Genomic DNA, 16,699 nt, shown 5'->3' with positions numbered 1-16,699 from the left:
CCCTTCGGGATCACTCCGCAGCCATCGCCTCCAGAACGCGCAGGGCACGGTGAACCGACCGCACCTGACCGCGCGGCAACAGGCGCAGGGCGGCTGCCTGTTCCAACGGGGCACGGTCGAGCAGGGTCAGGGCGATGACGCTCGGATGTTCCTGCGCGGGCCGGCCGCCATCCAACCCCTCCTCGATCAGACGCCGCACTTCCGCCGGGGAATGGATGGGGGCCTTGCGCCGCTCCGCCTGCTGACCCTGTGGCAGCGTCATGGCAACCGGCGGCACCGGGCCGGAAGGGGCCTCAAGCCGCATCCGGCCCAAGGGCGCGCGGGAACTGAAGACGGACCGACGCGCCACCGGCGACCGATCTTCCTGCGCGGGCGCAGGCGTGGCCGACGTGTCGGCGGTAGACTCGTCATGTATTGCCGCAGGCTTGGCTGCGGCGCTCGGGCCGTCCTCCCGGACAGCAGGCTTTGCGCCCCGCTCCTCGACCTGCGCGATCAGATCACGGGCGAGGGTCCGCAAACGGTCATCGGACAGCTTGCCGGCACCACCCGCCCCCCGGTTCAGTCCGAGGGCCGCAGCGTCATCACCCAGCATCGCCAGAAGCGCCTGAATTCGTTCGTCCGGCGCGGTGGGGGCCGTGGTCGACTGTGACGGCTGTGGTTGCGCAACAGCACGGGGAGACTTGCGAAAACTCAGCATGGGAGATCTTTCATCAGGCGTAGCTGCGGACAAGCGCGCCCGCCACGAGGGTCCAGCCATCGACGACGACGAAGAAGGCCAGCTTGAATGGAAGTGATACGATGGCAGGCGGGACCATCATCATGCCCATCGACATCAGAACCGCCGCGGCAACCATGTCGATGATCAGGAATGGCATGAACACGAGAAACCCGATCTGAAACGCGCGACTGATTTCGGACAACAGGAACGACGGGACGAGAACCGAGAGGGCATCCGCTTCGGCTTCGGGGCGCAGGGCGCGCAGATGTTCCAGTGTCTCGACATCGACGCGGGCCGACATGAAGGCGCGAAACGGCTCCAAGGTGGCAAGGAACGCCTCCTCCATGGGCATGGTCCCCTCGGCAAGCGGGGCAAGTCCCATGGCGTAGGCTTCGGTAAAGACAGGCTCCATGACGAAGTACGTCAGAAACATCGCAAGGCTGATGATCAGCATGTTCGGCGGCGAAGCCTGCAAGCCGATTGCCTGTCGCAGGATCGACAGCACGGTCACGATGAACGGAAAACAGGTGACCGTGATCGCGATGCCCGGCGCCAGGCTCAGCACGGTCAGCAGGGCGATAAGCTGCATCGACCGAAGTGTCAGGGACCCTTCGTCGCCAAACGTCACCGACAGATCCTGAGCCCCCGCCTGATTGGCCATCAGGGCGAGCAGGGGCAGGCAAACGGCCAGTATCGCAGATCGGGGAACGGAACGTATCACGCAACGGCATCCGGTTCCGATACTTCGGTCAGACGCACGGCAAGACGGCCTTCCCCGCCCTCCACCTCCTGCAACTGCCCGCGCGCGATCAATCGATCCCCGGCATAGAGCTCCACCGGGTCATCGACACCGCGATCCAGCGTCAGGACGGCGTCGCGGCGCAACGACAACAGCTCCGCCACCGTCGGATGGGCCCGACCGACCGAGATCGTGATCTCGACCGGTACGCGGGCAAGGGCATTGTTCGTATCGGAGGTGCGATCAGTCATCGACGGGTTCCACTTTTACAGATGCAAGAAAGGTTTCGAGGGCCTCGTCCATGACGGCGAGAACAGCCTCCAGATCGATGCGCCGCTCCTGATCGTCCCACCGCACGAGCGCCTGGGATATGGCAAGCGCCGGTTCGGCCCGGATGGTCACCTGATCCGGGGTCAGGCCGGCCCGTTCGACCAACCTGGCCAGCGGTGCGGTTTCCTCCGGTGCGACCTGAAGCATCAGCTTGCCCGCCCCATCGGAAAGCAAGGTCTGAAGTTCTTCGAGAAGGACCCCGATGAAGGCGCGTTCGGCCGCACGCGGCAGCAGCTTGTCGAACACCTCGTGCAGCATAGGCTCCAGCGCGGCGATGGCAGAAACGACGGCGCTCTGCTGATCCCGCTCCAGCACCATGAGACGATCGGCGAGCTTCTCTCCGATGCGGCCCTGCTCCTCATCGACCTGGGCCATGGCGTCGTCCCAACCGGCGTTGTAGGCCGTGTCGAAGTCGTCGTTGCCCACCGACAGTTCCGGGGGCACAGCCGGTGGCAGGACCTTCGGCCTGCCGAAATCCTCAAGCGACAATCGCGTCATCTTGCGTCCTCCGGCGTCTCATCCATCCAGCCGCGCAGCACTTCGATCGTCTCTTCGCGCCGTTCGGAGATGAGCTGCCTCAGACGATCTACCGGGTCCTCCGTCTCTGCGGCATCGGGGGTGTCATCGTCATAGGCAGACAGGGATCCAAGGTTCGACAGGTCCGACAGGTCGGGGAGGGCGTCTTCGGCCGCGGGGTCTTCGGGCGCGGCCATCGGGCTGGGCAGCTCCATGGGTTTAGGGGCCTCCTGCGCGGCACCCCCCATCAGGTTGTCGGATACGGGGTCCGGTACAGGCAGAGCCTGAGGAAGCAGCAGGCCACGCAAGGTCGGCCGCACGAAGAAGGCGAGCGCGGCGATGGCGACAAGTGCCAGAAGGCCTGCTGTCACCATCTGCGTGATCTGCCCGCCGGACAGCCAGGGCAGAGACAGATTCGGGGCCGCTCCCGGATCCGGCGGCAGGTCGAATTCCATCGATCTGACCGTCACGACATCACCGCGATCTTCGCGGAACCCGACAGCCGACTGCACGAGGTCGCGCAGGGTCGCAAGCTCCTCCTCGCCACGCGGGGTCCATTCCGGTGCCCCGTCCTCGCCCGGCACGCGCAGCCCGTCGACCATGACGGCCACCGTCACCCGTTCAATGCTGCCGGGACCACGCTCGATCTGACGTTCGGTCGCGGAAAAATCGTAGTTCACGCGTTCCCGGGTTTCGGCGTTGCTTGCCTCGCTGTCGCCACCACCGGCATCTCCGTCGGGCAGATTGCTGGCGACGGTCACACCGGCCCCCGCAGCGCCCCGCTCGCTGCTCGAACGTTCCTCGGTATCGGTCGAGATGACGACGCGGCTGTCCGGGTCCAGAACCCGTTCAGTGATCACTTCGCGATCGGCGCGCGTCTCGACCGCCAGTTCCACGACATATCGCCCCTCGCCGACCCGGGCCGACAGGAGGTTCTCGACGGACATCCGCATCTCTGCGACGCGGTTGTCGCGCGCTTCCCGTTCCGTCCCCATCATGTCGCCGCTGACGACGCGGCCGCTGCTCGAATCGATGACCGTCACCGCTTCGGGCAGAAGGTTGGGAACGGCACCCGCGACAAGGGATTGAACGGATTGCGCCAGCGACGCCCCGACCGCGCCCGAAACCATCTGAATTGTGACGGAGGCGCTGGCCTCACGTTCCCGACTGAACGGCGAGGCATCCGCCGTGGCGATATGGACCCGCGCCATCCTGACCCCGTTTCCAGCAAGGATCGTACGCGTCAACTCCCCTTCCCGGGCACGCCAATAGGCGGCGTCGAACATCTGCGACGTGGTACCAAACCCGCTGAGCCCGTCGAGAAGCTCGTAACCCGATCCATCAGTGCGCGGCAGTCCCTCTCCGGCCAGTTGCAGACGCAGGCCGTCACGCTCGGCCTCGCTTACGTAGATGGCATCGCCGCGCACCTCGTGGTCGATGCCGCGCGCCTCCAGGCTCGAGATGACCTCACCGGCGGCCGCCGGGTCGAGGCGGGAGTACAGCAGCTCCATTCTGGGGGCGGTGGCAATCCGGGTCAGAAACAGAACGGCAAGAAATGCCACCAATGTCGCGGTCGCCAGGACCGCCAGCCTGCGCTTGTCCTGAGCCTGCCAATAGGCTGCGAAAGTTTCCAAAACTCATCCTCCGGGAAGGTCGGCCCGTTCTGGGCGTCGGGGCCAAGATTCCCGATTCACATTAAGAAACGGTTAGCCACCGATCAGTTAGGAAGGCCCCCGCAACATGAGGGTGGCGAAATGGCCGATGCTACGGAAGAACCTGAGGAAAAGAAGGCCGGCTTAGGTCTGAAGGGCTGGGCCGCGGCTGCGATTCTATCGCTTGTTCTCGGGGGCGGCGGATTCTACGCCGCCTATTCCGGAATGGTTGCGAATGCCCTGACCCCGAAAGAAGCGCCGCATCCCGTCGCAGAGGCGCGCGGCCCCGAGTTTCTCGAACTGGAACCGATGCTGGTCTCGGTCGGTGGCGAAGGATCGATCAAGCAACTCCGTTTTCGCGCCTTTCTTCAGGTTCCCTATCAAGGGGCCGACCATGTCGAAGCGTTGCAACCCAGGATCCTCGACATTTTCGCAACGTATCTTCGCGCGGTGGGAACAGACACCTTGGAGAACCCGGCGGCCCTCCTGCGGATCCGGGCACAGCTTTTGCGGCGTGTGCAACTCCTCGCCGGTCCCGAAGCCGTCTCCGACCTGCTCATCATCGACTTTGTGATAACCTGACATGAATATTCTCAGCCTGCTCTCGGACATCCTTCTCGTCGTCGCGACCCTTGGCCTCGCGGGTTATTGCTGGGCCCTGTCGCGCCGCTTGCGAAAGTTCGACACCATCGACAGCAACGAAGAGCGTCGGATCAACGATCTGTCCGAGCAAATCGACGACCTGACTGCCTCTCTGGCCGCCGCACGAGAAGAGAAGGACGACCGGGCCGAGCGGCTGAGGGCGGAGATCGAGGCCGCGGATGATCGCATCGGCCGGCTCGAGGTTCTGCTTGCCGGTCTGGAGGACATCGAAGCCGATGTAGCCGACCGCATGGATCGCATCGAAGAACCTGTTCCTCACGATGAGGCGATCGTCATGCCCACCTTTCGCAGCCGTCCCGCGCCAGAAGGAAAGTTCATTCGATGAGAATCATGTTCGGTAAGATGAAGACCTTGGCCTTCGGTGGCGTGATCGTCCTCCTGACCCTGTCGGCCTTGTCCCGAATCGTTTCAGCCAGTCTGTCGGACGATGGCGATGCAGCGCAGGAAGACATGCATCTGGTCTCCTCCGAATTGCTATGCCCCCCATCGCAGGAAGTCGGGAACCTCCTTCGACAGATCGCGCAACGCGATGCCGAGCTGGAGGAACGGGAGGCCGCCATCGCCCTGCGCGAGCAGGATATGCGCGTCGCCCGACAGGAGATCGGCGCCTCTCTCGCTGCCCTGACGGAAGCGGAAGCGCGTCTGGAAGCGCGCATGTATCAGTCTGATCAGGCTTCGGAAACGGACATCGCGCGCCTGACGGAGGTCTACGAGGGGATGAAACCAAAGGAAGCGGCCATCCTGTTCGAAGCAATGGAGGCCGGCTTCGCGTCGGGCTTCTTGGCTCGCATGCGACCTGACGCCGCTTCGGCCGTCTTTTCCAATCTCTCACCCGAGAAAGCCTATGCGCTCAGCGTCGTGATGGCCGGACGCAATGCCTCTGCCGCGACCGGAGGTGCACAATGACCGGTCTCGTCGGTGTCGGCGTCATCTTCGTCATGGTGTTCGGCGGGTACCTTCTGGCTGGTGGCAAGATGGGCATCATCCTGAAGGCCCTTCCGTTCGAGTTCATGATGATCGGTGGCGCGGCCTTTGGCGCGTTCCTTGTCGGGAACAGCATGTCCGAAGCGAAACATACGATGAAGGAACTGGGGAAGGTCTTCAAAGGACCCAGGTGGAAACCGGACGACTATCGCGATCTCCTTTGCCTGCTGTTCGAGCTTGTTCGCCTTGGCCGGCAGAACCCGGTCGCCTTGGAAGAACACATCGAAAACCCGCCCGAGTCCTCGATCTTCAGCAACTATCCGAGGGTTCTTGGTGACGGCGAAGCAATTGCGATGATCTGCGATACGCTTCGCGCCATGTCGATGAACTACGATGATCCCCACCAGGTGGAGGAGGTTCTCGGCAAGCGGATAGAGGAGAACATCCACCACGCGATGCATCCAAGCCATGCCTTGCAGACAACTGCGGATGCCTTGCCGGCCCTCGGAATCGTGGCTGCCGTTCTCGGCGTCATCAAGACGATGGCCTCCATCGATCAACCACCGGAGGTCCTTGGCAAGCTGATCGGCGGCGCGCTGGTCGGAACCTTCCTCGGGGTCTTTCTGGCGTATGGCATCGTTGGCCCCTTCGCGACCCGGTTAAAAGCCATCGCCGAACAGGACGCGCATTTCTACGCGCTTATCCAAGAGGTTCTCGTCGCCAACCTGCACAACCATGCAACGAACATCTGTATCGAAGTCGGACGGCAGAACACACCCACCCATATCCGGCCCTCCTACAGCGCTCTGGAAGAGGCGTTGAAAGCACGCAAGGCCGCGTGATGCTGGGTCGTTGTCTAGCGATAGCGGTGCTGTTCCTGATGGTTCGGCCCGAACCGATCCTGGCGCAGATCGTCGAAGTCCGGTCGGGCGAACATGCGGAGTTTTCGCGCCTTGTCTTCCCGGCCCCACGGGGAACCGAATGGGTCGTGGAACAGGCCAGCGACCGTGAGGTACGCCTTGCCTTCGACGTGCCGGGTCTGCGCTTCGATTTGGGCCGGGTCTTCGACTTCATTCCCAAGGACCGGCTTTCCGACCTTCGGGCGGACGGGGCCAACCTGGAGATTGCGCTGGGATGTGACTGCACCATCGGGGTGGAGCAGATTGCATCTGGACATATGGTCATCGATATCCGCAACCGAGTAGAGCCTGCTGCCCCGCCCGCCCCGCGCCCCGAGCCGGATGTCGTAGCAACTGAGACCACCGCGCAGGTGCCAGTTCTGCCCCTACAGCTTTCACCGGTTTCGACGCTTGCGGCAGGCCTGCGCCTGCCAATGCGCGCCGCCGACATGCTAGATCCAGGCATCCGGGACCCTGTTCAGCGTGCAAATGCCACTCTTCCGGAACAGCCGCGCGCAAATGATGCGCCACGCCCCCAGATCACGATCCGGGAACATCGCCGTAGTGGACTTGTCACGAGTCAGGACTCTCGGAACAGACAGGCCGACGGACTTCCGAAATGCAGCCTCGAAACCGTTGCCACCTCCATCTTGATGGAGCCGCCATCAACAGCCCTGGCTGACCTGCCGGCTGCCCGCATGGCCACGCTGGACGATGCGGACGGGCTTTCGGCCCCCGGCCTGACCGCCTTGGCCAGAACGTATCTGACACTGGGTTGGGGGACAGAGGCGCGACAAGCGTTGACGCTCGCCGGAGTCTTCGACGGCGACCTGATCCAGATGGCGATCGCGATGGATGGCGACCCCAACATGGCGAACGCGACACTTGATGCTGATCCCGCCTGTGGACCTGCGACGACTTTGCTTTTGCTCGTCGCGGGTCAGTTTGCGGGGGATTGGGGGTCCGTGGACGAGGAAACCTTCGTCCGCTTCATCGACAGACTGCCCGATGAACGACGAACGGATCTCGAGACCCGGTTGAACGACGGCTTGGCCCGCCTCGGGCAGAGCGACCTCATGGGGCGCCTGATACCCTTGCCCGCCCCCCTGATGCCATACACTCCTCCATCGTCCGAAATCTCCTCTGCCGGAACGGGAACGGACGCAATCCGGGCCAGTATGGACCTGCTCATGGAGCAACAGGACGGGACCGTCCCGACTGAACCGATCCATCTGCAGAATGCGCTTGCTCTGCGCCTGTCGATTCCCGCGGGGCCACTGCGGGATGAGTTCGACGACCTGCTTGCACGCCGGCTTTTGCTGTCGGGGCATGTGGCCGAAGCAATTTCCGTCGTGCAGGAGAGACCGGATTTAGCCGATGCCCTGCTGACCGTCGCTTTGCAGGAACTGCCGGAGGCGGACCTGTTGGAGGTCGCGATCAGGCTACGTCCGTTCATCCCAAGCGATGCCCCCCAGATAGAAGACGTAGCCGAGATCATGCGCGGGTTCGGCCTGTCGTCGGCCGCACGCGATTTCGTTGCAATCAGAACCGGCGAAGGTCTTCCGAAACGGCCCACACTTTGGCGGCGCCCAGCGTCCATGGACGGAACCCGCGCGGTCGAGCGTTTGTCGGAGGAGGATCGCGCGTGGCTTGACCGCGACTTCAACCTGATCGCACAAGCCGATGGCATGCCGCCCGAAACACCCAGACAGCGTGCGGCGGCACTGATCGCGGCGCGAAACACGGACGATCCGCCGGTCGACGACTTCGATCGGGCCGAAATGGCGTTGGAGACGAGCCGTCGGGTTTCCGACGTCATGCAACGCCTTCTGGATCAGCCAGGCTGAGGTCTTCGTAACGGCGCATTAACCCCGTTTGGCTAGCCTGCGATTCATGGGCAGAACGCCCCGGAGGCTCCTGCATGCGCGCGCTGTTTCAACCAACCGTCCTGATGGCGCTGGCCTTGATGTCGATCATCCTCATGATGATCCTGCCGATGCCGTCCTGGGTGCTCGACCTCGGGTTGTCTGCGTCCTTCGCCATAGCGATCCTGATCTTCACCACCACACTCTTCATCGAACGTCCGCTGGAATTCTCGGCCTTTCCGACGATCCTTCTGGCCTCGCTGATGCTGCGCCTCTCGCTCAATGTCTCCTCCACGAAACTCATCATAGGCGAGGGGCATACGGGCACGGATGCGGCGGGGCACGTAATCGAGGGCTTTGCGAATTTCGTCATGGGCGGCAGCGTCGCCCTGGGCCTTGTCGTGTTCGGCGTGCTCCTGATCGTGAACTTCATGGTCATCACCAAGGGCGCGACACGCATGGCCGAGGTGGGCGCCCGGTTCGCCCTCGACGGCATGCCGGGCAAACAGCTGGCCATTGACAGCGATGTTGCCGCAGGCGCCATCGATCACGAGGAGGCCAAGCGCCGCCGCGATGTGGAACTGTCCGAAACCACGTTCTTCGGATCGCTCGATGGGGCATCGAAGTTCGTCAAGGGCGACGCGGTTGCCGGACTTCTGATCACGATCCTGAATCTGGTGGTTGGCCTGACGGTCGGGATGATCGCCCATGACATGCCGATCGGTACGGCGGTCGAGACCTATGCGATCCTCACGGTCGGCGACGGGCTCGTCTCGCAGATACCTGCGGTGATCATATCGATCGCATCCGGCCTGCTTCTGGCGAAAGGCGGCGGCAAGGGGGCCATCGATACCGCCATCATCGCGCAGGTCGGCCAGCATCCGGCCGCCTTGGCCACGGTCGCGTTCATCATGACCGTTTTCGCCTTTGTCCCCGGTTTGCCCTTCCTGCCTTTCATCGCCGGGGCGCTTCTGTTGGGTGGGGCGGCGTTCTGGCGAATGCGGGCCCTCCAACCGGAGGACGCATCGGGATCCGATGCCCCCCTGCCCCCCCCGGAACGGGAAATCGGCGATATCCTTGATCTTGACGATATCCGGGTCGAATTTGCGCTCGACCTCGTCGATCTGGCGCTCGACCCGTCAAACGGGTTGGAGCGTCGTATCAGCGGGCTGCGCAACCATATTGCGGAACGGTTCGGCATCATCCTGCCGGAAATCCGGATGACGGACGATGCGGGCCTGCCATCGGGAACCTACGTCATCCGCATCCAGGGTGTCGTCATGGCCCGGGACAAGTTGGAGCGGGGGCACGTCCTTGTCCTGACAGGCTCGGATGGTGCCAATGCCCTGCCCGGCAACATCGTGAAGGAACCCGTCTATGGCGCACCCGCACGGTGGGTGCCCTCGGCACACGCGGACACCATGTCCGGCCATACCATCGTGACCCCGACCGAGGTGCTGGCCACGCACCTTCTGGAGGTCATCAAGTCCAACTTTCCGCGCCTGCTCGGCCTAAAGGGGTTGCAGCGCCTTCTGGACGCCTTTGCCAAGGTGTCCTCGCCGGAGAAATCGTTGGCCAACCGGCGGCTGCTGGACGATCTGGTGCCATCGAAAGTCTCGCCCGAAACCCTGCTGGCGGTCCTGCGGCATCTGTTGTCGGAACGTATATCCGTCCGCAATCTGCCCGTCATCCTCGAAGCAATCGCAGAGCGGCGGGACCACAACCTGTCCCCCGACGAACTGGGCGAACATGTCCGTCAGCGACTGGCCGATCAAATCACCGCAGAGTTGAAACGCCCCGATGGGACGGTGCCCCTTCTGCAGTTGGCGCAAGGATGGGAGGATACCTTTGCCCGTCATCAGCTGGATGGGCACGGGGCCGGTCGCGACATTGCACTGCCGCCGGACCTGTTTCAGAAATTGGCGACCAATCTGGCCGATGGCATCGGGCGCGCGGCGGAACAGGGCACGCACGCCGCTATCGTCACGTCGGCCCGCCGTCGTCGGTTCGTGCAGACCGTCTTGTCTACGCGCGGCTTGCCCAATCCAGTCATCTCCTACGAGGAGATCGGGACCGTCGCGGTGCCCGCGATCATCGGATCGATCGCCGCATGATCGACGGCCTGCTTGCTCTGCATGATGTGGTTGCCCCGGCACTTGGCGGGTTTCTGGTCGTGTTCCTTCGGGTGGGTGCCATGATGCTGCTCGTTCCCGGTCTTGGCGATCAGATGATCCCCGCGCGCGTCCGCCTCGTGGCGGGCTTTGCGCTCGCTGCGGCCATCACCCCTGCGGTGTCGACGCCCGTATCCGTCGGATCCGCACTGATCCTGACGGAGACGATCGTCGGGCTCGCGTTCGGTGCCGTGCTTCGGTTTCTGGCCCAGGCCCTGCTGATCGCGGGGATGATGGCCGCACAGCTGACGTCATTGTCGCAACTTTTCGGCACGCAGGAGCCTTCGTCCGCCATCGGCAACCTGCTCAACATCGCGGGGCTGTGCCTGCTCATGGCAACTGGCCTGCCGCTTTACCTCGTCGAGATGCTGATCCGCAGCTATGACGTCATCCCCCTCGGCAGCATCATGCCCGGTTCCGATGTCGTCAGATGGGGCGTCGCGCGGTTGTCCCATGCGTTCGCGCTCGCCTTCGGGCTGGCGGCACCCTTCGCGCTGGCTGCGATCCTGTACAATGCGGCGATGGGCGTCATCAATCGCGCCATGCCCCAGTTGATGGTCGCGCTGGTCGGCGCGCCTGCGATCACCGGCGCGGCGGGCTTGATCCTGATGCTGGCCGCCCCCGTCATCCTGACTGTCTGGCATGGCGCGATGATTGCCGTTCTCGACGATCCGATCTCAGGCGCCCTGCCATGAGTCAGGAAGACGGCGCAGAACGCAGCCACGAGGCGACACCTCAGAAGCTGGAGGAGGCGCGCAAGAAAGGCGAAATCGTCAAATCCCAGGACGTGATGGTGGCGGCATCCTACCTTGGCGCACTGCTATGCATCCTCTTGGCCGCGCCAACGGTCGGTCGGCTGTTCCTCGAGACCGGCGGCACCCTGCTTGAACGCGCGGAATCATTTGGCCAACCCCTGCGGGAGGGCGGCGGGGGCATAGGCGGCGCCCTTCTTGGTCGGGTCCTCGGCGTGACCGCGCTTGTCGTGGGACCGATTTCGGCGTTGGTTCTGGCCGCGATACTGGCGCAACAGGCGTTCGTCGTCGCCCCATCCAAGCTGATGCCGAAGATGTCGCGCATTTCGGTGATTTCGAATGCGAAGAACAAGTTCGGCCCGTCGGGCCTTTTCGAGTTCGCCAAATCCGCTGTCAAACTGACGGTATTCGCCGGGCTTCTGGGGTATTTCCTGTTCTCGAACATCGACCGCATGATTATGGCCGCCGCCCTAGACCCGCGCGAGGTCGCCGGCCTCGTGCCGGATATGCTGGTTCAGTTCCTGATCGCGGTCGTCCTCGTCTCCGGCGCGATCGCCGTCGTCGATTACGGCTGGCAACGGCACAGCCACCTCGCCAAGAACCGCATGACCCGGCAGGAGGTTCTGGACGAAACCAAGCAATCCGAGGGCGATCCCTACATGAAGGCGCGCCGTCGTCAGCGGGGGCAGGAACTGGCGACGAACCGGATGTTGGCCGATGTGCCCGAGGCGGCCGTGGTCGTGGTGAACCCCACCCATTATGCCGTGGCCCTGAAATGGTCGCCCATGGATCCGTCGCCGCCGGTCGTCGTGGCGAAAGGCGTCGACGAAATCGCCGCCAAGATCCGGGAGGTCGCGGGTGAGCACGGCATCCCGATCCACAGTGATCCACCAACGGCCCGCGCCCTGCACGCCACCGTCGACATCGGCGATGCCATCGACCGCGAACATTTCGCAGCCGTCGCCATCGCCGTCCGCTTTGCGCAGGAAATGCGCGACAAGGCAGGTCGGTGATGCGCCGCGATCAGAAACTGGAGCAACTCGGACAGCTGGCTGCCCTTCGATCGCAACGCTCGGCCGCCCGTCTTGCCGGCCGCATGGCGAAATTGACCGCATTGCAGGCACGGGATACCGCCCTTCGCGCCCCGCCCGAAGGCGAGCCTGCAAGCTTGCCGGAGCTGATCGCGCGGGACCGCCATGATACATGGCGCAACCAGCAACTGGCACGTCTGTCATTGGAGCTGGCCCGTGCCCGAGCCGAGGTGGAGCCCTTTCGCCACGCTCATGCGCGCGACGTGGCACGTGAACAGGTCATCGCCCGCCTGCAGGGCAAGCGGACGAAAGGCGCGGGCTAGGTTCCGTTCTCAGCCGTCCTGGCGCACCATGGAAATGATGAGGACACGGGCATCCGGATCGCCCAGCCGGGTCGAGATCACGGTATCGAGGCGGCCCCGCAGACGGTTCATCGGCTCTGGTGCCGTAAAGTCCCCGTCAAATCCGCCCAGAGAGGCATGGAGGTAGAGAATTTCATTCATGCCGTCCCGCAACAGTGGTTCGAGCAGGAGCACGTCATCGCGCGACACGTTGTGCGCTTCGATCCCGAGGGACAGAACGACGTGGGACCAGATTCTTCCGTCGCGCAGAACGGGCACGACGAAAAGGTCGCGCAGGGACACGACCTCCGGAGCCGACAGGTCCGGTTCCGTAGGTTCCACGACGGCAATTTCTTCGCCTTCGGGCGGGGGCGGACGCAGGAAATGCCCGGCGGCGGCCCCGCCGATCAGCGCGACGACTACAAGCAGGAGGGGGAGGATCTTTGCCATGATCAGAACGGCAGGATGATGTCGGCGACCTGCTGGCCGAGGCGCGGTTGCTGCACCGCCGTGATCTGCCCCCGCCCACCATAGGAAATGCGGGCCGCGGCGATCTTGTCGTAGGTGATCTCGTTCTGACGCGAGATATCCTCGGGCCGCACATACCCCGTCACCAGCATCTCGCGCAGCTCGAAGTTCACGCGCACCTCCTGCCGTCCCTCGATCTGAAGCGTGCCGTTCGGTTGCACCCCCGTCACCGTCGCCGCGACCCGCAGCGTCAGCTTTTCACGCCGCCGCACACCCCCGCTGCCCGACGAGGCGCTGGAGCTGTCGATGCCCACCGCATCCGCCAGCGATGCACCATCCGGCAAGCGTGGATCGATCGACTGAGGCAGGCCGAAGAAGTTCGGGATTCCAAGGCTCTCGGATCCGCTGCGCGATCGATTGGTGCTGTTGTTGATCTCCGCGTTCTCGTCGATCTCGATCACGACGGTCAGGATATCGCCCCGGTCGCCGGCGCGCCGGTCGCCCAGCAGTGATTGGCGCCCCTGCGTCCAGAGCGACGCAGGGTGGATATCGACCGCGTCGATCTTGGTTGCCTCGAACACCGGCGTGGCCATCGCAAAGGCTTCGGCCCCTGTCGAAATCGGTGTCAGTTCGGGCGCCTGGCCGACCTGTTCCAGTCGGCCGCAGGCGGTCGCATTCAGGGTCAGCAGGGACAGGATCGCGATCTTGCGCAGGGGCATCGGGGGCCTCCGATTTGAATCAGTTGACGATGACCGCGCCAGAGGCGGTCGCCACCCCGGTCACGGTGGAACGGGACGACAGGTTCATGACGCGAATGGCCTCACCTTCACCGGCACGGCCCAAAGCGCGTCCTTCCAGCGTGATGGTCAGCCCGCCACGATTGAAGATCAGCGGCACGACAGCATTGCGTTGGATCACCGTCGGCAGGCCGACGTCGCGCAACCGGATGGGCCGCCCAGGGTACAGGTTCACCCGCGCCTCCAGACCGATCAGGTCGCGCGGGTCGTCGAAGCCGTCCTCGATGGTGACATCGGCAAAGGACAGGTCGTCGGGGCCCAGCGCCTCGCCCGCCCGCAAGGGACGCAGCACCATGACGGATTGTGCGACGGCGGGCAGGGCAACGGCCACGAGGCAGAGAGCAAGGAGGATGCGCATGACGTCAGCGGATCTGCGTGGTGGCCGACATCATCTGGTCGGCGGCGGTGATGACCTTGGCGTTCATCTCGTATCCGCGCTGCGCCTCGATCAGGTCCGTGATCTCGCGCACTGCATCGACGGAACTGTCCTCAAGGTATCCCTGTCGAAACATGCCAAGCCCGTCCTCGCCGGCAAAGCCCACGATGGGCGCGCCCGAAGCATTCGTTTCGGCGTAGAGATTGGACCCCAGCGCCTCCAGCCCCTTTTCGTTCGAGAATCCCACGAGGGTCAGCTGTCCCAGCTGCTCCGGCTCCGTGCGGTCGATGAAATAGGCATAGACCTCGCCGTCGGCATTGATGCTGACCGACCGGGTATCGTCGGGAATCGTGATGTCCGGCACGATGGCGTGGCCATCCGACGTCACCAGAAGCCCCTCGCCCGTGCGCTTCAGCGCGCCGTCCCGCGTATAGGCCGCGTTGCCGGAGGGCAGCGTGATTTCCAGGTATCCCTTGCCTTCGATGGCCACGTCCAGGTCGCCGTTTGTCTGCGCCAGAGTGCCTTGCGCGACATCCATCGTCACGGCGGAAGCGCGCACGCCCAGGCCAAGCTGCACCCCGGTGGGGATCACGGTTCCGCTCGCGGATGCGATGGACCCGGCGCGCGTCGCCTGCTGGTAATGCAGATCCGCGAATTCCGCCCGCCGCGCGTTGTAGGCGGTGGTGTTCATGTTGGCGAGGTTGTTCGAAATCACCTCGACCCGCATCTGCTGGGCCGACATGCCGGTTGCGGCGATAGACAGGGCGCGCATGGGCGTCTCCTTTACGGTGTCATTGTTCCATCAGACGGAAGATCGAGCGGACGCGCTCATCCTCCTGCGTCATGAAGTTCTGGCCCAACTCGTAGGCATTCTGGACGGTGATCATCCGCGCGATTTCCAGCACGGGGTTCACGTTCGATGCCTCGAGAAAGCCTTGCAGGATGCGCGGGGTCTCCACCGGAACCGTGCCGTCCCCTGCCTCGAACAAGGTGCCTGCCGTGCGCGCCAGACGATCCGGTGCGACAGGCATGACAAGCCCGATCTGCGCAAGCGGCTGTCCGTCCGCCGACAGGGTTCCGTCGCCCGAGACATGCACGGCGTTCGATCCCGGCGGCACGAACACGGGCGCGCCGCCTGCGTCCAGCAAGGCATCCCCTTCGGGGGTGACGACACCTCCGTCCGGCCCGGTCATGAACGCGCCGGCGCGGGTCAGAAACGTCTGCCCGTTGCGATCGACCTGAAAGAAGCCGTCCCCCTCGATCGCCAAGTCAAACGCGCCGCCGGTTCGTTCCAATGCGCCCTGGGTCAGGTTCGTGGTCTGCACGTTGGCATGGGCCATCGACACCGACGGATTGCCGTTCCCGGTATCCACCACGAATTCCGAAAACAGCATGCCGCCGCCCCGGTATCCGGTGGTGTTCGCGTTCGCGATGTTCTGCGCGATGGCGTTCATTTCGCGCAGCAGGCCGGATTGGCGGCCGAGCGTGGGATAGATGCCGTCGGTCATCTCAGAATCCTCCGATCACGGGGACGAGCGTGTCGGTGAAATAGCGGACCAACGTCAGGGTCATGAAACCCATCGATGCCCAGAACACCGCCAGCATCGCGGCCATCTTGGGCACGAAGGTCAGCGTCATCTCCTGAATGGACGTCAGGGCCTGGAACAGCCCGATGGCGAGGCCGACCGTCAGGGCAACCGCCAGGATCGGCGCCGACATCACGACGGCAATCCACAGACCCTGACGCAGAATATCGAAGAAAAGGGCATCGGACATCGATCAGACCGGCATCCGCAGGATTTCCTGATAGGCTTCGACCACGCGGTCACGCACCGTGACGACGGTATCGATGGCCAGCTTGCTTTCGGCGATGGCCGAGACCAGCGCATGGGGGTCCGCCCCGGTGGTCAGCGCGGCCTGCGACTGCGCCTCGGCCTCGGACAGGGCCTGGGCAAAGCCGGTGACGGCATCCATCGCAGCAGATCGGGCTGATCCGGGCATGGCGGTAGCGGGCCCGGCGCCTGACATCAGGGCCGAGATATGGGTGGTGTTCATTCTGAACTCCTATCGTTTGAGAATATCCATCACCGCCGACGACATGCGCCGGACCTGTTCGAACATCTTGAGGTTGGCCTCGTAGGTGCGCTGCGCTTCGCGCGCGTCCGCCAGTTCCGTCACGAGGTCGACGTTGGAACTGAAGTAATAGCCTTCCTCGTCGGCCATGGGGTGCGCGGGGTCGTGCAACCGTTGCAGGTCCGACCGGTCAAGCCGGACGGGGCCCGTCTCGACCGCACCCGTGCGTTGCCCGGCGTCGTATTCGGCGCGGAATTCCACCGTCTTGCGGCGGTACCCCGGTGTATCGGCGTTGGCGACATTCTCCGAGATATGGCCCAGCCGCTGGCTCTGGCTTCGCATTCCCGAGGACAGGACGGACATGGCGTTGGAAAAACCCGACAT

At 64.0% G+C, this 16,699-nt stretch carries 22 protein-coding genes; 9 read left to right on the top strand and 13 right to left on the bottom strand.

Annotated elements, in window-relative coordinates; genetic code table 11:
• Positions 1 to 10: 10 nt before the first annotated feature.
• Genes V6N07_RS10610 through fliF form a run of 5 tightly spaced genes read right to left on the bottom strand, consistent with a single transcriptional unit; the run spans position 11 to position 3,937 of the window.
• Positions 11 to 697 (bottom strand): hypothetical protein, encoded by a 687-nt coding sequence (locus V6N07_RS10610; protein ID WP_371156244.1) that lies wholly within the window; start codon positions 695 to 697, stop codon positions 11 to 13.
• Between the two features lie 13 nt (positions 698 to 710).
• A complete protein-coding gene (gene fliP / locus V6N07_RS10605) occupies positions 711 to 1,379 on the bottom strand; it encodes a flagellar type III secretion system pore protein FliP (RefSeq protein WP_371156806.1) in 669 nt (222 codons plus the stop codon).
• Between the two features lie 56 nt (positions 1,380 to 1,435).
• Positions 1,436 to 1,708: a FliM/FliN family flagellar motor switch protein gene (locus V6N07_RS10600; protein ID WP_371156243.1), complete on the bottom strand. Its 273-nt coding sequence runs from the start codon at positions 1,706 to 1,708 to the stop codon at positions 1,436 to 1,438.
• Positions 1,701 to 2,285 carry a hypothetical protein gene (locus V6N07_RS10595; RefSeq protein WP_371156242.1) on the bottom strand — a complete coding sequence of 195 codons (585 nt, stop codon included), beginning with the start codon at positions 2,283 to 2,285 and terminating at the stop codon, positions 1,701 to 1,703. The genes V6N07_RS10600 and V6N07_RS10595 overlap by 8 nt, the downstream gene beginning before the upstream one ends.
• Complete coding sequence (gene fliF / locus V6N07_RS10590; protein WP_371156240.1) at positions 2,282 to 3,937, bottom strand: flagellar basal-body MS-ring/collar protein FliF; 1,656 nt, start codon at positions 3,935 to 3,937, stop codon at positions 2,282 to 2,284. The genes V6N07_RS10595 and fliF overlap by 4 nt, the downstream gene beginning before the upstream one ends.
• A 120-nt stretch (positions 3,938 to 4,057) precedes the next feature.
• Here fliF and fliL point away from each other — a divergent pair, with 120 nt between their 5' ends.
• The 9 genes from fliL (at position 4,058) to V6N07_RS10545 (ending at position 12,583) form a co-directional block, all read left to right on the top strand.
• Complete coding sequence (gene fliL / locus V6N07_RS10585) at positions 4,058 to 4,537, top strand: flagellar basal body-associated protein FliL (protein WP_371156239.1); 480 nt, start codon at positions 4,058 to 4,060, stop codon at positions 4,535 to 4,537.
• A gap of 1 nt (position 4,538) precedes the next feature.
• A complete protein-coding gene (locus V6N07_RS10580) occupies positions 4,539 to 4,943 on the top strand; it encodes a hypothetical protein (RefSeq protein ID WP_371156238.1) in 405 nt (134 codons plus the stop codon).
• 17 nt (positions 4,944 to 4,960) lie between these two features.
• The gene (locus V6N07_RS10575) at positions 4,961 to 5,524 is read left to right on the top strand and encodes a MotE family protein (protein ID WP_371156237.1); all 564 of its coding nucleotides are present in this window, start codon (positions 4,961 to 4,963) and stop codon (positions 5,522 to 5,524) included.
• Positions 5,521 to 6,384, top strand: coding sequence for a flagellar motor stator protein MotA (gene motA / locus V6N07_RS10570; protein WP_371156236.1), 864 nt, complete (start codon positions 5,521 to 5,523; stop codon positions 6,382 to 6,384). Before V6N07_RS10575 ends, motA begins: the two co-directional genes overlap by 4 nt.
• A complete protein-coding gene (locus V6N07_RS10565; RefSeq protein WP_371156235.1) occupies positions 6,384 to 8,288 on the top strand; it encodes a hypothetical protein in 1,905 nt (634 codons plus the stop codon). The genes motA and V6N07_RS10565 overlap by 1 nt, the downstream gene beginning before the upstream one ends.
• A 74-nt stretch (positions 8,289 to 8,362) precedes the next feature.
• The gene (locus tag V6N07_RS10560; protein ID WP_371156233.1) at positions 8,363 to 10,420 is read left to right on the top strand and encodes a flagellar biosynthesis protein FlhA; all 2,058 of its coding nucleotides are present in this window, start codon (positions 8,363 to 8,365) and stop codon (positions 10,418 to 10,420) included.
• Entirely contained in the window at positions 10,417 to 11,172 is a 756-nt protein-coding gene (locus tag V6N07_RS10555) for a flagellar biosynthetic protein FliR (RefSeq protein WP_371156231.1), read from the top strand. The genes V6N07_RS10560 and V6N07_RS10555 overlap by 4 nt, the downstream gene beginning before the upstream one ends.
• Positions 11,169 to 12,242, top strand: coding sequence for a flagellar biosynthesis protein FlhB (locus V6N07_RS10550; protein ID WP_371156229.1), 1,074 nt, complete (start codon positions 11,169 to 11,171; stop codon positions 12,240 to 12,242). The genes V6N07_RS10555 and V6N07_RS10550 overlap by 4 nt, the downstream gene beginning before the upstream one ends.
• Entirely contained in the window at positions 12,242 to 12,583 is a 342-nt protein-coding gene (locus V6N07_RS10545) for a hypothetical protein (RefSeq protein ID WP_371156227.1), read from the top strand. The genes V6N07_RS10550 and V6N07_RS10545 overlap by 1 nt, the downstream gene beginning before the upstream one ends.
• A 9-nt stretch (positions 12,584 to 12,592) precedes the next feature.
• On the opposite strand, the gene V6N07_RS10540 is transcribed toward V6N07_RS10545, so the two are convergent.
• From V6N07_RS10540 to flgC, 8 genes are read right to left on the bottom strand one after another with little or no spacing between them, the layout of a single operon-like run.
• The gene (locus V6N07_RS10540) at positions 12,593 to 13,051 is read right to left on the bottom strand and encodes a flagellar basal body-associated protein FliL (RefSeq protein ID WP_371156225.1); all 459 of its coding nucleotides are present in this window, start codon (positions 13,049 to 13,051) and stop codon (positions 12,593 to 12,595) included.
• A gap of 2 nt (positions 13,052 to 13,053) precedes the next feature.
• Positions 13,054 to 13,788: a flagellar basal body L-ring protein FlgH gene (flgH, locus tag V6N07_RS10535; RefSeq protein ID WP_371156223.1), complete on the bottom strand. Its 735-nt coding sequence runs from the start codon at positions 13,786 to 13,788 to the stop codon at positions 13,054 to 13,056.
• A 19-nt stretch (positions 13,789 to 13,807) separates the two neighbouring features.
• Positions 13,808 to 14,224: a flagellar basal body P-ring formation chaperone FlgA gene (flgA, locus tag V6N07_RS10530; protein WP_371156222.1), complete on the bottom strand. Its 417-nt coding sequence runs from the start codon at positions 14,222 to 14,224 to the stop codon at positions 13,808 to 13,810.
• Between the two features lie 4 nt (positions 14,225 to 14,228).
• Positions 14,229 to 15,014 carry a flagellar basal-body rod protein FlgG gene (gene flgG, locus V6N07_RS10525; RefSeq protein WP_371156221.1) on the bottom strand — a complete coding sequence of 262 codons (786 nt, stop codon included), beginning with the start codon at positions 15,012 to 15,014 and terminating at the stop codon, positions 14,229 to 14,231.
• A 19-nt stretch (positions 15,015 to 15,033) separates the two neighbouring features.
• The gene (locus V6N07_RS10520; RefSeq protein WP_371156220.1) at positions 15,034 to 15,750 is read right to left on the bottom strand and encodes a flagellar hook-basal body complex protein; all 717 of its coding nucleotides are present in this window, start codon (positions 15,748 to 15,750) and stop codon (positions 15,034 to 15,036) included.
• 1 nt (position 15,751) lies between these two features.
• Positions 15,752 to 16,018 carry a flagellar biosynthetic protein FliQ gene (locus V6N07_RS10515; protein WP_371156219.1) on the bottom strand — a complete coding sequence of 89 codons (267 nt, stop codon included), beginning with the start codon at positions 16,016 to 16,018 and terminating at the stop codon, positions 15,752 to 15,754.
• A gap of 3 nt (positions 16,019 to 16,021) precedes the next feature.
• Positions 16,022 to 16,297: a flagellar hook-basal body complex protein FliE gene (fliE, locus tag V6N07_RS10510; RefSeq protein WP_371156218.1), complete on the bottom strand. Its 276-nt coding sequence runs from the start codon at positions 16,295 to 16,297 to the stop codon at positions 16,022 to 16,024.
• Between the two features lie 9 nt (positions 16,298 to 16,306).
• A complete protein-coding gene (gene flgC, locus V6N07_RS10505) occupies positions 16,307 to 16,699 on the bottom strand; it encodes a flagellar basal body rod protein FlgC (protein ID WP_371156217.1) in 393 nt (130 codons plus the stop codon).

Source organism: Jannaschia sp. 2305UL9-9, from assembly GCF_041403465.1.
Taxonomy (GTDB): Bacteria; Pseudomonadota; Alphaproteobacteria; order Rhodobacterales; family Rhodobacteraceae; genus Jannaschia.
The sequence above is the reverse complement of the archived record's forward strand: the minus strand, read 5'-3'. Positions and strand labels throughout refer to the sequence as shown.

Coding starts and splice junctions, on each gene's coding strand:
- V6N07_RS10610 (WP_371156244.1), bottom strand. CDS start 697: ATGCTGAGTTTTCGCAAGTCTCCCCGTGCTGTTGCGCAACCACAGCCG.
- fliP (WP_371156806.1), bottom strand. CDS start 1,379: ATGGCCAATCAGGCGGGGGCTCAGGATCTGTCGGTGACGTTTGGCGAC.
- V6N07_RS10600 (WP_371156243.1), bottom strand. CDS start 1,708: ATGACTGATCGCACCTCCGATACGAACAATGCCCTTGCCCGCGTACCG.
- V6N07_RS10595 (WP_371156242.1), bottom strand. CDS start 2,285: ATGACGCGATTGTCGCTTGAGGATTTCGGCAGGCCGAAGGTCCTGCCA.
- fliL (WP_371156239.1), top strand. CDS start 4,058: ATGGCCGATGCTACGGAAGAACCTGAGGAAAAGAAGGCCGGCTTAGGT.
- V6N07_RS10580 (WP_371156238.1), top strand. CDS start 4,539: ATGAATATTCTCAGCCTGCTCTCGGACATCCTTCTCGTCGTCGCGACC.
- V6N07_RS10575 (WP_371156237.1), top strand. CDS start 4,961: ATGAAGACCTTGGCCTTCGGTGGCGTGATCGTCCTCCTGACCCTGTCG.
- motA (WP_371156236.1), top strand. CDS start 5,521: ATGACCGGTCTCGTCGGTGTCGGCGTCATCTTCGTCATGGTGTTCGGC.
- V6N07_RS10565 (WP_371156235.1), top strand. CDS start 6,384: ATGCTGGGTCGTTGTCTAGCGATAGCGGTGCTGTTCCTGATGGTTCGG.
- V6N07_RS10560 (WP_371156233.1), top strand. CDS start 8,363: ATGCGCGCGCTGTTTCAACCAACCGTCCTGATGGCGCTGGCCTTGATG.
- V6N07_RS10555 (WP_371156231.1), top strand. CDS start 10,417: ATGATCGACGGCCTGCTTGCTCTGCATGATGTGGTTGCCCCGGCACTT.
- V6N07_RS10550 (WP_371156229.1), top strand. CDS start 11,169: ATGAGTCAGGAAGACGGCGCAGAACGCAGCCACGAGGCGACACCTCAG.
- V6N07_RS10545 (WP_371156227.1), top strand. CDS start 12,242: ATGCGCCGCGATCAGAAACTGGAGCAACTCGGACAGCTGGCTGCCCTT.
- V6N07_RS10540 (WP_371156225.1), bottom strand. CDS start 13,051: ATGGCAAAGATCCTCCCCCTCCTGCTTGTAGTCGTCGCGCTGATCGGC.
- flgH (WP_371156223.1), bottom strand. CDS start 13,788: ATGCCCCTGCGCAAGATCGCGATCCTGTCCCTGCTGACCCTGAATGCG.
- flgA (WP_371156222.1), bottom strand. CDS start 14,224: ATGCGCATCCTCCTTGCTCTCTGCCTCGTGGCCGTTGCCCTGCCCGCC.
- flgG (WP_371156221.1), bottom strand. CDS start 15,014: ATGCGCGCCCTGTCTATCGCCGCAACCGGCATGTCGGCCCAGCAGATG.
- V6N07_RS10520 (WP_371156220.1), bottom strand. CDS start 15,750: ATGACCGACGGCATCTATCCCACGCTCGGCCGCCAATCCGGCCTGCTG.
- V6N07_RS10515 (WP_371156219.1), bottom strand. CDS start 16,018: ATGTCCGATGCCCTTTTCTTCGATATTCTGCGTCAGGGTCTGTGGATT.
- fliE (WP_371156218.1), bottom strand. CDS start 16,297: ATGAACACCACCCATATCTCGGCCCTGATGTCAGGCGCCGGGCCCGCT.
- flgC (WP_371156217.1), bottom strand. CDS start 16,699: ATGTCGGGTTTTTCCAACGCCATGTCCGTCCTGTCCTCGGGAATGCGA.